Annotated in this window: 9 protein-coding genes; 3 read left to right on the top strand and 6 right to left on the bottom strand. The window is 33.0% G+C overall.

What is annotated here, in order from left to right:
- Window positions 1-180: 180 nt before the first annotated feature.
- The 6 genes from AC8GF4_RS10325 to panC form a co-directional block, all read right to left on the bottom strand.
- Window positions 181-1,077 (bottom strand): hypothetical protein, encoded by an 897-nt coding sequence (locus tag AC8GF4_RS10325; RefSeq protein ID WP_506594449.1) that lies wholly within the window; start codon window positions 1,075-1,077, stop codon window positions 181-183.
- A 657-nt stretch (window positions 1,078-1,734) separates the two neighbouring features.
- On the bottom strand, window positions 1,735-3,696 hold the full coding sequence (locus AC8GF4_RS10320; RefSeq protein WP_506594448.1) for a transglycosylase domain-containing protein: 1,962 nt from the start codon (window positions 3,694-3,696) through the stop codon (window positions 1,735-1,737).
- Between the two features lie 117 nt (window positions 3,697-3,813).
- Window positions 3,814-5,175: a DNA repair protein RadA gene (radA, locus tag AC8GF4_RS10315; RefSeq protein ID WP_506594446.1), complete on the bottom strand. Its 1,362-nt coding sequence runs from the start codon at window positions 5,173-5,175 to the stop codon at window positions 3,814-3,816.
- Window positions 5,176-6,435 (bottom strand): alpha/beta hydrolase, encoded by a 1,260-nt coding sequence (locus AC8GF4_RS10310; protein WP_506594445.1) that lies wholly within the window; start codon window positions 6,433-6,435, stop codon window positions 5,176-5,178.
- A 98-nt stretch (window positions 6,436-6,533) separates the two neighbouring features.
- On the bottom strand, window positions 6,534-6,884 hold the full coding sequence (gene panD / locus AC8GF4_RS10305) for an aspartate 1-decarboxylase (protein WP_506594443.1): 351 nt from the start codon (window positions 6,882-6,884) through the stop codon (window positions 6,534-6,536).
- Window positions 6,885-6,890: 6 nt separating this feature from the next.
- The gene (gene panC / locus AC8GF4_RS10300; RefSeq protein ID WP_506594442.1) at window positions 6,891-7,739 is read right to left on the bottom strand and encodes a pantoate--beta-alanine ligase; all 849 of its coding nucleotides are present in this window, start codon (window positions 7,737-7,739) and stop codon (window positions 6,891-6,893) included.
- A 107-nt stretch (window positions 7,740-7,846) separates the two neighbouring features.
- Between panC and AC8GF4_RS10295 the strand changes: the two genes are divergently transcribed.
- Genes AC8GF4_RS10295 through glmS form a run of 3 tightly spaced genes read left to right on the top strand, consistent with a single transcriptional unit; the run spans window position 7,847 to window position 12,156 of the window.
- Entirely contained in the window at window positions 7,847-8,653 is an 807-nt protein-coding gene (locus tag AC8GF4_RS10295; protein ID WP_506594441.1) for a glycogen/starch synthase, read from the top strand.
- A gap of 21 nt (window positions 8,654-8,674) precedes the next feature.
- The gene (gene bamH / locus AC8GF4_RS10290; protein ID WP_506594440.1) at window positions 8,675-10,300 is read left to right on the top strand and encodes a BamH family beta-barrel-assembly machinery protein; all 1,626 of its coding nucleotides are present in this window, start codon (window positions 8,675-8,677) and stop codon (window positions 10,298-10,300) included.
- 8 nt (window positions 10,301-10,308) lie between these two features.
- Complete coding sequence (glmS, locus tag AC8GF4_RS10285) at window positions 10,309-12,156, top strand: glutamine--fructose-6-phosphate transaminase (isomerizing) (RefSeq protein WP_506594439.1); 1,848 nt, start codon at window positions 10,309-10,311, stop codon at window positions 12,154-12,156.
- The last annotated feature ends 91 nt before the right edge of the window (window positions 12,157-12,247 follow it).

Here is a 12,247-nt window from a genome sequence, read left to right as displayed (position 1 = left end):
CGTTCAAAATCTATATAAACATCAATAACTAGATTTGCTTTTTGAACTTTTGCATCAACTAACAACCAAGGTGCTTTTATTCCTAACAAGGGGCCTAAGCCTGATAAATCTTCCATGCCGAAAATTAGTGAATATTTTGTATACCCACTAATTTAGGCGAAGAGCCTATTTTTTTTAGTTTTATTTACAAGGATTTGATTCCAGTACGTTTGGACTTGATAATGTTTTTCTTTCTGTACTTCCTTTTTCATTCATTTTAAACAGCGTGATTCCTTCAATACCAATGTAATCTTTTATAAACATTAGTAATCCTGTTTCTAAATCATTACTATATAGATTCATTTTTTCTTTGTATGTGTCTTTCAATGATTCATAATCAAAGTTTTTAACATTATTTATGTTTCCTTCAAAACGCAATTGGTACCTGCCCGAACTACTGACCATTTCAACAAATACTTCATCCAAAGATGATGTTTTATATTTATTTGCAGTAAGCAATAAAGAAGAAAATGTATCAACATCCCCAGGAGAAAACATTGGGATGATATCTACAGTTTCTGCTCGAATGCCTCCATTATCAACCTGATGTTCAAACGAATCTTCGTGAACATGTATAATGCCATAAGTATCTGAATATATAGTTCCAGTCAATTTAAGGTTGCCATCTGGAAATCCATCTTCATATCCATTAGATTTACTAATATAGTAGCCTGTTTCATACTGTATTTTGAAATTTTTCATTAACTCAACCACTGCATTCTTGTAATTTGGGTCTTCTTTAAGTTTTTTAATTTTATCACAGGGGTTCTTTACTGAATAATCAATTACGGGAGTGTTAGTACTTGTTCCACTAGTACTACCACCGCCATAACCACCGGTGTTACCATCAACTCCACCTCCTGATCCACCTCCTGTACAATATAGTTCTTCTATTACTTCAAAATGCCCATCTTCATAAATCCACCCTAAATATGTGCAAGTTGCATAGGTGTCTTCTTTGGCTGTTAATTCAGGTTTAGGAAACTTTCCCTCTTTGACTTTTTGTGAAGCAACAATACGTTTTGTGGGGTCATACATAGTTATAAAGCCATTGAAATCTTCTTTGATGTTGTAAAAATTAAAATTTGTATCAAAATTGTCAAAGTTATTATCATTTGTAAAAATTTGAAGGTCATAACAATTATAGATATCCTTGTCGCTTTTAGTAAATAATAATCTATGATAGTCCTTTAGTTTTTTGGCACCAGTATTTGAAGTCCCTACGAGGTCTACTAGGGTTATTGGTACTTCGATAATTTGGCCTTTTTCACCATTTGTAATTATTGCTTTATCCCAATGAATGTCTTTGGTAAACTCTATAATTTTGAGATTCGTAGTGTTTAAATCACTTTCAAACTAATTTTTCGCCTTTTCTGCAGTTTGATTTGTGGGTGATGGTGTCATGTTGTCTTCCGCACTACAGGCAAATAAAAGAAGTGTTAGGAGAAATCCAAGAAGAATAGAAGAGGTACGTTTTTTTATCATATCGTTTTATATTGATTTTAGAAAGTAATGATGCAAACGTATTGTAAATATCTCAATTAGGAAATACCCACTTTCAGTGATATTTCGTAATTTTTGAATTTAAAAACAATTGTGAAGGATTCTTTTTTAAGAAAATATTCTGTTTTATGTTTTTTATACTATTAAAGGTATTCCAAAATGGATATGCTTGAAAAAAGAATAGTTTAATTTCTAAAAATCAAATTCTTCTTTAACAGCTATAGAGTCAATAACCGTAGTATCCTGTACTTTAATATTCAATAATGAATGAGCACGACCTGTAAGTAAAATAGAAGGGGAGAGCCCAATTGTATCTTCGGGTACTAACAATCCTCTGCGAAACATCAAATTTCTCAAGAAAGTCTGTTGCTTGGTTGCGGATGCTTTTTGAAGACCTTCTTGGTCAAATTGCCACATAAATTTTTTTGGTTTTGGGATAATGGTGGCCAAATACAAACATTCGTTTATGTTTAAATCGGCTGGTTTTTTCTGGAAGTAGAATTCGACTGCTTCTCCAATTCCGTATACGTTTGGTCCCCATTCGATAATATTAAAATACACCTCCAACATTCGTTGTTTACTTGTGATTCGGTTATTTTCGATAATGTACACCAACAAAATTTCTTCTAGTTTTCTGGATAATGTTTTTTCTCTAGTTAGAAATACATTTTTCACCAGTTGCATGCTTATGGTACTCGCCCCACGTGAGAATTTTTTGGTTCGAATGTTTTTAAGAATCGATTGTTTGAAGGCTTCATTAATAAAACCGCGGTGCGACATAAAAGAAGGATCTTCGGAGGTCAAAACACATTTTTGCAGGTAAGGCGATATTTGATCCAAAGAGGTGTAATATGGGTTGCTTGTGCCGACAAAAACGGGGCGTTGCTGTACGCCTTTGTCAACTGCTCGATAGGTGAATTCGCCATTCATTTTTGTCAAATTGGTAGTGCCGTATTTCGTTATTTTTAAGTCGTGTTTGTTTATGTTGCTTTTAAAAACAATAGTGTGTGGCTTGTTTTTGTTGAATTTAAAGTCCAATTTATAATCAAAATCACCAGTTGCTTCCATGCCTTGGAAATGGGTAAATAACCCATCAGGAAGAGATGTAATGAAATCTTGCGCTTTCATTTTGGGAATAGCCACTTTGAGTTTGTACACAGTATCCTCTTCGGTGTTATAAGAAAGGTAAGGATGAACTTTGATTTTATTGAATTGAAAAGTTGAACTGCTATCGATAGAAACAAAATCAGAACCCAACAAGAATCGATAGTCAAATCTTGCATTTTTGATAATGACATCTTTATTAGCTATACGTTTATGATTCATTTTTAAATTTGTAATCGAAGTGTAACCGTGAAAGTGCAATTCGCCACCACTCATGTCAATATTTTGGACATTGAATCGGATGGAATCAAAACTTGCTTTTAGGTTGTAACGCTCATCAAAATAGGGCACTTTTATGGCGCCAGTATCAATATTAAAAAAACGTAAATCGCCTTTTTTATTTCTAGGATCCGCCATTCCGTTGATTTTCCATCTCTGTGCAAAAGTGTTGGTTTGCATATCTATTGCTGATTCCAGTTTGGTTTCAAATAAGGATAGTTTTTTAATATTTACCGTTGCTTTTTTGCCATTATCATCGAGTTTGAATACTAAATTTTCAATATTCATATCTGTTGGAACCAAATTGAGTACTTTGGAGATAATGCGATAGGCAAATTCTGCATAATCTCTTTTTTTAGTAGATTTAGGTTCGTTTTTGTCCTTTTTTAAGAAAGCGCCAAAGTTTTTGATTTTCCCTTTTTTAGTTAATTGAACATACCCATTTTTTATCTCAAGAGTGCCAAGTTGAACATCGCCAATTAACAATTTCCATAAATTGACAGTTGTTTTTATTTTTTGAATTTTAAAAATAGTGTCTAGGTTTTTTGGTGCCAAAGTGATTTCGTTCAATTCTATTCCGGAAATACCGTCAAAAGAAGCTTTTTTTATAGCAAATTCGCTGTTGTATTCCAGTTTCATGGTGGTTGAAACTTTATCTATGGCTTGGTTTAAAAGTTCATTTCTAAATGCTAGAAAACCAATTAGGAGTACAACAATAACGATTCCAAGTATTTTGGAAGCCAATAGTAACTTTTGTTTGTTAGTTCTCATGTTTGAAATGGAAAAAGAATTTTTTTTTGACACAGATTTCACAAATTTTCACAAATTAGTCCGTGTAAATCTGTTTTATACTTATTTATCGAATTATTGATGTTTCTAACTTTTATTTTACCCAAACAATTGACTAGCGACATCTTCAATTTTGGCTACCAATTGGATTTTTATACCCGTATTTTTCAAAGCGATTTTATTGTATTTGGATACAAAAATAGTCGAAAATCCTAGTTTTTCTGCTTCTTGAATGCGTTGATCCACTCGATTCACAGGACGAATTTCGCCCGAAAGTCCCACTTCGCCGGCAAAGCAAAATCCTTTGTCAACTGGAATATCTTCATTAGACGATAAAATGGCAGCAACTACTGCTAAGTCTATGGCAGGATCATCTACCGAAATTCCGCCAGTAACATTCAAGAATACGTCTTTGGCTCCCAATCGGAAACCGGCCCTTTTTTCCAAAACTGCCAATATCATATTGAGTCTTTTGGCGTTGTAACCTGTTGTGCTTCGTTGGGGAGTTCCATAAACTGCTGTACTTACCAGTGATTGAATTTCAATCATCAGAGGACGCATGCCTTCGAGTGTTGTGGCAATTGCCGTTCCCGATAGTTCTTCGTCTTTGTGCGAAATTAATATCTCGGACGGATTGGATACTTCTCTCAATCCACTTCCGAGCATTTCGTAAATCCCGATTTCGGCAGTAGATCCAAAACGGTTTTTCAACGAACGTAAAATACGATAGACGTGATTGCGATCGCCTTCAAATTGCAAAACGGTATCCACCATGTGTTCCAAAATTTTTGGACCAGCAATGGTTCCATCTTTTGTTATGTGACCAATTAAAATAACAGGAATATTGGTTTCTTTGGCAAATTTGATCAATTCGGCAGTAGTTTCCCGTATTTGAGAAATACTCCCTGCAGTCGATTCAATATAATCGGTATGTAAGGTTTGAATCGAATCAATAATTACAATTTCAGGCTGAATGGCTTCTATTTGTTTGAAGATATTCTGCGTTTTGGTTTCGGTGAGAATATAGCAATTGTCTCCATTTGGAGTGATACGTTCCGCTCGCATCTTGATTTGCTTTTGGCTTTCTTCACCCGAAACGTATAAAGTTTTGAAGGGTAATTTTAATGAAATTTGGAGTAAAAGAGTGCTTTTTCCAATACCCGGTTCGCCTCCAAGTAGAATGAGTGATCCGGGTACAATACCGCCTCCCAATACTCTGTTTAATTCGTTGTCAGTAGTGTCTAGTCGAATTTCTTCGGTGCTGTCAATCTCATTGATTCGCAAAGGTTTTGGTGCTTTACTGGTAGATGAAGATTCGCTTTTCCAGGCTACTTTTTCTTGTTTTTGTATAATTTCTTCGGCTATAGTATTCCATTCTTTACAGGAATTGCACTGTCCTTGCCATTTGGCATATTGTGCGCCACAATTCTGGCAAAAAAATGTTGTTTTGACTTTGGCCATCTATTCTGGTTTTTTTTCTTCGGGTGGTGTAGCTTCTGTGGCAGGTGTTTCTTCTACTGGAGTTTCTTTTGTTTCAACATCTTGACCGACTTTTCCCTTTATTTTTGGTTTTTTAGCAAAAGTTTTTTTCAATTCCTCCGCTTTGGAAAACATCATATCTTTGGTAATATCTGCTATTTCTTCTTTGTTGAACCCTGACATATAATAGCGAACGGCTCTTGGATTATCTCCTTTATATTCAAACATAGTTGCCAAAAAATAATCGCCTAGCATACTTTTTGGATAACTTTTGTCAGCAAAAATTGCTAATGCGTCCAATTCATTATAATCTTTGTTTTCCAAGATAGCTGCTTCAATAGCTTTGAAATCATTGATTCGTATTGGGTTTGAAATGCCGAATGAGTTTTCTATTACTTCGTATTTGTTTTTCAAATAGTCAACATATCCTTCTTTGAGTGTAACAATTTTGGTGTTGTATTCATGGGTAGAAATAGGTTGAGCAGCTGCAAAAATTTGATACAAAGCTGTTGGAACTGAATGCAATACCAATGAAAAATGAGAAGCTTCTTTGAACGATTCAAATTTATAGTTCAAGTTTGGATTTTGTATGGCCTGAATTTTTGTGTCAAGTTCTTTAATTCTTGCTTGCATTTTCTTTTCATCACCATCTGCGGTAGATAAATAATAATAAAGAGGAAATTTACTAGCTGCCAAAATATTGGGTAATTCATTGTCCATATTCGCAGGTAATTCAGGACTTAAGGAAATATAGGCATTAAACAATGAATTGTCTTTATACAGAAAAAAATTGGTAAAAGCTGCCGTAAGATCATGTCCAGCAATTATTTTGAAATTGGTAGTTCTATAATCATGCTGTATAAATGGCATAAGTTCTAGGGATATAAAATCAAAAAAATCGACGCTTTTTCCATCAGGCATTCCAGTAACTACGTCCAGTCCACAATCTATTGATCTTTGATCGTTTTTGTTTTGACTTATTCCGACAATAATCACCTCTGGGAGATCATCCCAATAAGCTCCATATTTCAATGTTTCTTCAAATGGATTCAATAAATAATCAGCATCCAATATTAAAACTAAAGGGTATTTTTTGTTCGGATTTTTCTCGTATGATTTAGGTAAAGAAACGTATAATTCTCTTTTTTCCTGCAGTTTATCTGAATTGTAATTGATAATCTTTACTTGCGAGAAGCTTGCAATTGACCAAATGCACAGTAGTGTTGTTAATAAATGTTTCATAAGAATGGGAGTTGGTTATTTTAGGATAATACAGTAAAGCAATATAAACAATTATTTGGTGTTTCAAAAAACAATAACAATTCCCTCATTAACGCAATTTATGTCAATGAATTGTCATTTTCATTTGGAAAAATAATCCATGGTTTAAATGTTTTGGCTTCTTCAAATTCTAAAGTAGCATAGGATATAATGATAATGATGTCGTCTTTTTGAACTTTTCTTGCCGCTGGACCATTTAAAGTGATAATTCCAGAGTTTTTTTCGCCCACAATGGCATAAGTATCAAATCGTTCTCCGTTATTAATGTTTACAATAGATACTTTCTCGCCTTCTATAATATTGGATGCTTCTAGTAAAGCTTCGTCTATAGTAATACTTCCGATGTAATTTAAGTCTGCTCCTGTAACTTTTACACGGTGAATTTTTGATTTAACAACTTGTATTTGCATGGTGTTTTAATTTAATGATAGGGTGTCAATTAACCGTATGTTGTTTATAAAAACGGCTATAAAAGCGCGGTATTTTTTGTTTTTACTTTTTCTGATGCAAGTAGAAAGGGTGTCTTCATCTGCAATTTCAAAATATTCTAATGTGAATATTTTATTTTTTTCAAATTCTCTATTAACCCATTTAGTGATTTCTGTAGCGCTATTGTTTTTAAATTTTGATCTGGCACGATCTAAAATTTTATAAATAATTCCTGCTTCATTTCTTTCTTGCAAAGTTAGCCGTTCATTTCGAGAACTCATCGCTAAGTTATTGGATTCTCTAAAGATAGGGCATTCTATAATTTGAACAGAAAGATGATTTTTTACAACCATTTTTTTGACGATTTGTACTTGTTGAAAGTCTTTTTCTCCAAAATAGGCTTTTTTTGGTTTTACAATTTCAAAAAGGCGTTTTACAATTGTACCTACACCATTAAAATGCCCTGGTCTAAATCTTCCTTCCATTTTATTTTCCAATCCATCAAAATCAAAAGATTGTGATAGGGTATTTCCTTCATACATATCTTCAACCGTTGGTGCAAAGACAATAATGGCTGGATCAATGCGGGATATTTTTACTATGTCTTCTTCCAAAGTACGAGGGTATTTATCTAAGTCTTCCGGATTGTTAAATTGTGTTGGATTGACAAAAATACTAACAACTGTGACATCGTTATCTTTAATAGATTCAAGCATTAAGGATTGATGACCTTTATGCAAAGCACCCATAGTTGGAACAAATCCAATTGTAGAATTTGTAGTCTTTATGGAAGATAAATAGTCCATTAAAGCTGCTTTTCCATAGAAAATTTGCATAGTAGTTTTGTTTAAATTAGGTGCAAACTTAATATTTTAGTCCATAACTGCATAAAATTTTGTAATTTTGCGTGGTTTTTATTGCCAATAATTAATCAATTTATACTATGAAAGATAAGAGGATATTATACGTATCATCTGAAGTTGTACCTTATCTCGCTGAAAATGAGGTCTCATTAATGTCTTATGACGTACCAAAAATGATTAATGATCAAGGAGGGCAAATTAGAATTTTTATGCCAAGGTATGGAAATATTAACGAGAGAAGACATCAATTGCATGAAGTAATTCGACTTTCTGGGATGAATTTGGTTGTGAATGATTTGGATATGCCTTTAATTATTAAAGTAGCTTCTATCCCTAAAGAAAGGATTCAGGTTTATTTTATAGATAATGATGAATATTTTAAAAGAAAAGCAACTTTTGCAGATGAAGATGGGGTAATGTATCCAGACAATGACGAACGTGCTATCTTTTTTGCAAAAGGTGTTGTCGAAACAGTGAAAAAATTAAATTGGGTTCCAGATATTATTCATGTTCACGGTTGGATGGCTGCCATGTTGCCTGTTTATATGAAACATTTTTATAAAAACGAAGCTTTATTTTCGGATACCAAAATTGTGACTTCTGTCTATAGCCAATCTTTTGATGGGTCTTTAGATGTTGAAATGATTAATAAAGTTCGTTTTGATGGAATACCAGATGAAGCAATTTTAGATTTGGAAGTTCCAAATTATGAAAACATTATTAAAACAACTATTCTTAATTCAGATGCCGTTATAATAGCCTCTGATGGACTGTCTCCAAGTTTAACAAAATTTATAGAATCTTCCAATAAACCTTTTTTACCTTTGAAACATAAAGATGAATTTGCGGTAGCTTATACCGAATTTTATAAAAATATGTTGTTATAAATCAAACTTTTACGAATAAATATGCTTAAAAATTCTTTTTTTAAAACCATTCCTTTTCTTTTATTTATTGTCTTATTTAATTCCTGTGATAAAGAATTTAATGTTATTGGTGAAGATTTAATTGGTAACAATTCTTTTGATATAACAAAAGAAGAATTTCCTGTATTGGCTTATAATCAGAAATTAGGCCCAATTCAATCCAATAATTTAGAAGTAAATGCACTTGGAATTTATGAAAATCCGTCTTTTGGAACTACTACTGCAAACTTCAACACCCAAATTATTTTAGCTACTCCCGGCACAACAATTGATAAATCGGCTGTAATTTCAACTGTGGTTTTAACTGTTCCTTATTTTACAGACAAAACAAAAACAAAATTAGATAATACTACTGGTGTAACAACTTATGAATTGGATTCTATTTTTGGTCCTGAAAAAGCAAAGATGAAGTTGAGTATCTATGAATCTGGATATTACATGAGAGATTTGGATCCTGCCGAACAGTTTCTGAAAGCTCAAAAATTTTACAACGATCAATACAATGATTTTAATGGAGCTAAAATTGGATCTGCTTTAAATAATGACCCAAGCACTGCGCAAAACATAGCATTCTTTTTTGATCCAGCTGAACATGTCAATGTTACAAAAGTTGATGATAAAGATGTAACTACCCGAACAGCCCCGGGTATGCAACTAAATTTAAATAAAGATTTTTTTCAAGAAAAATTATTCGGTTCTCTTGGAGCTGCGGCAGGTTCGTTGGCTACTAATGAAATATTCAAAAATTATTTCAGAGGCTTGTTTTTTAACATTGAAGCTACAGGTGGTAATTCTGGTAACTTAGCCATGATCGATTTTACGAAAGGAAAAATTACTATAAATTATAAAGAGACTATTGATTCAAAAACTGTAGATAAGACTATGATTTTGGAATTAAAAGGAAATACGGTAAGTTTATTGGATGAAAGTAATAGCAATTCAAAATATACTAATGCTACTAATGAGTCTAATGTGGACAAAGTAAATGGGGATCCAAATCTTTATCTTAAAGGTGGAGCAGGTTCATTGTCAATTATTGAATTATTTGGGAGCATTGATAAATATGGAGATGATGGTGTAAGTGGAGCTCCCAATACCGTTCCAGATAAATTGGATATAATGCGTTCTAACAAATATCTTATTAATGAAGCAAATTTAGTGTTTCATTTAAATGCATCAGAAATGGGAGCTAGTTATGTGCCACAGCGAATCTATCTGTACGATTATACAAATAATCAGGTTTTAAGCGATTATTATGAAAGTACTATTGTTTCAAATACCAAATACAATAAATATATTTTTGGTGGTATACTATCAAAAGGAACAACTGAAAATGGTAATGATTCCTATTATAAATTTAGAATTACAAATCATATCAGAAATCTTGTAAAATTTAAAGATTCTACTAACGTAAAAATAGGTCTTGTAGTGACAGAAAACATTAATAAGTCTTCATTTTACGCTTTAAAGGATAAAAACGGCAAGCCATTATTTGCTCCATCGGCTTCTGTTATGAGTCCGTTGGGAGTAATTTTATTTGGTAATAATTTGCCAGTAGATGACAAGAAAAGATTGAAATTTGAAATTTATTATACAAAACCTAATTAAGAGAAATTATGTGTGGAATTGTTGGATACATTGGTTATAGAGAAGCTTATCCTATTATAATAAAAGGATTAAAAAGATTAGAATACAGAGGGTATGATAGTGCCGGTGTAATGTTGTTTGATGGTGATGCCATAAAGTTGTCAAAAACAAAGGGAAAAGTTTCAGATCTTGAAGTAAAAGCAGAAAATGAAATAACAACTAATGGAACTATAGGAATTGGACATACACGTTGGGCTACTCACGGGGTGCCGAATGATGTTAATTCACATCCTCATGTGTCAAATTCTGGTGATTTAGTGATTATTCACAATGGAATCATAGAAAATTATGCTCCTTTAAAAGTAGAATTGATAAAAAGAGGGTATACTTTTACGTCTGATACTGATTCTGAGGTTTTAATTAATCTTATTGAAGAAGTTCAAAAAAAGGAAAAATTAAAACTTGGTAAAGCGGTTCAATTGGCGTTAAACCAAGTAGTAGGGGCTTATGCAATTGCTGTTTTTGACAAAAAAAATCCTAACGAAATAGTTGCTGCTCGATTGGGTAGTCCATTAGCTATTGGTATTGGAGAAGGTGAATATTTCATCGCTTCCGATGCATCTCCCTTTATAGAATACACTTCAAATGCAGTGTATCTTGAAGATGGCGAAATGGCAAACATACGATTGCATAAAACGATGAAAGTTCGTAAAATTAAAGATGATTCTTTAGTGGATCCGTATATTCAAGAACTTCAAATGAATTTGGAGCAAATTGAAAAAGGAGGTTACGAACATTTTATGTTGAAAGAGATCTACGAACAGCCAAGTGTTATTAAAGATACTTATAGAGGTAGATTGCACGCCAATCAAGGAATTGTTCAATTGGCAGGTGTCGAAGATAATCTGGAACGTTTTTTAAATGCAGATCGTATTATAATTATTGCTTGTGGTACTTCATGGCATGCAGGTTTAGTGGCTGAGTATGTTATTGAAGAGTTTGCAAGAATTCCAGTAGAAGTGGAGTATGCATCTGAATTTAGATATAGAAATCCTATAATCAATAGTAAAGATGTCGTAATTGCTATTTCTCAATCAGGAGAAACTGCAGATACTATGGCCGCTATTAAATTGGCAAAAGAGCATGGTGCTTTTATCTTTGGTGTTTGTAATGTGGTTGGTTCTTCTATTTCTAGAGAATCACATGCAGGTGCTTATACACATGCTGGACCTGAGATTGGAGTAGCTTCTACAAAAGCTTTTACAACTCAAATTACTGTTTTGACGATGATTGCATTACGTTTGGCAAAAGCTAAGGGTACGTTAACTCATTCTCAATTTCACTCCTATTTACAAGAACTAGAAATTATTCCAGAAAAAGTAAAAGAAGCATTGGAGACAAATGATAAAGCCAAAGAAATTGCTGCGGTTTTTAAAGATGCTCCAAATTGTTTGTATTTAGGTCGTGGATATAATTTTCCAGTAGCGCTTGAGGGTGCGTTAAAGCTAAAAGAAATTTCTTATATTCATGCCGAAGGATATCCTGCGGCCGAAATGAAACACGGACCAATTGCTTTAATTGATGAATTAATGCCAGTAATTGTAATTGCTCCAAAACAAGGGCATTATGATAAAATCGTAAGTAATATTCAAGAAATTAAATCAAGAAGCGGTAAAATTATTGCAGTTGTTACCAAAGGAGATACACAAGTACGAGATCTTGCTGATTATGTAATTGAGATTCCCGAAACTTCTGATGCGTTGTCTCCATTAATCACAACTATACCTTTGCAATTATTATCTTATCATATAGCTGTAATGAGAGATTGTAATGTGGATCAACCTCGAAATTTAGCCAAATCGGTGACTGTTGAATAAATAATTTATACTATTTTTAAAAAAAGCGAGAACTATTTCTCGCTTTTTTTGTGCTTTATGGTTTTTACGAAATCGATGTAATTTTATGATT

Origin of the sequence: Flavobacterium rarum (SeqCode), from assembly GCF_965234445.1 — a bacterium.
In the GTDB taxonomy this organism is placed as follows: domain Bacteria; phylum Bacteroidota; class Bacteroidia; order Flavobacteriales; family Flavobacteriaceae; genus Flavobacterium; species Flavobacterium rarum.
This window is presented reverse-complemented; position numbering and strand designations above follow the sequence as displayed.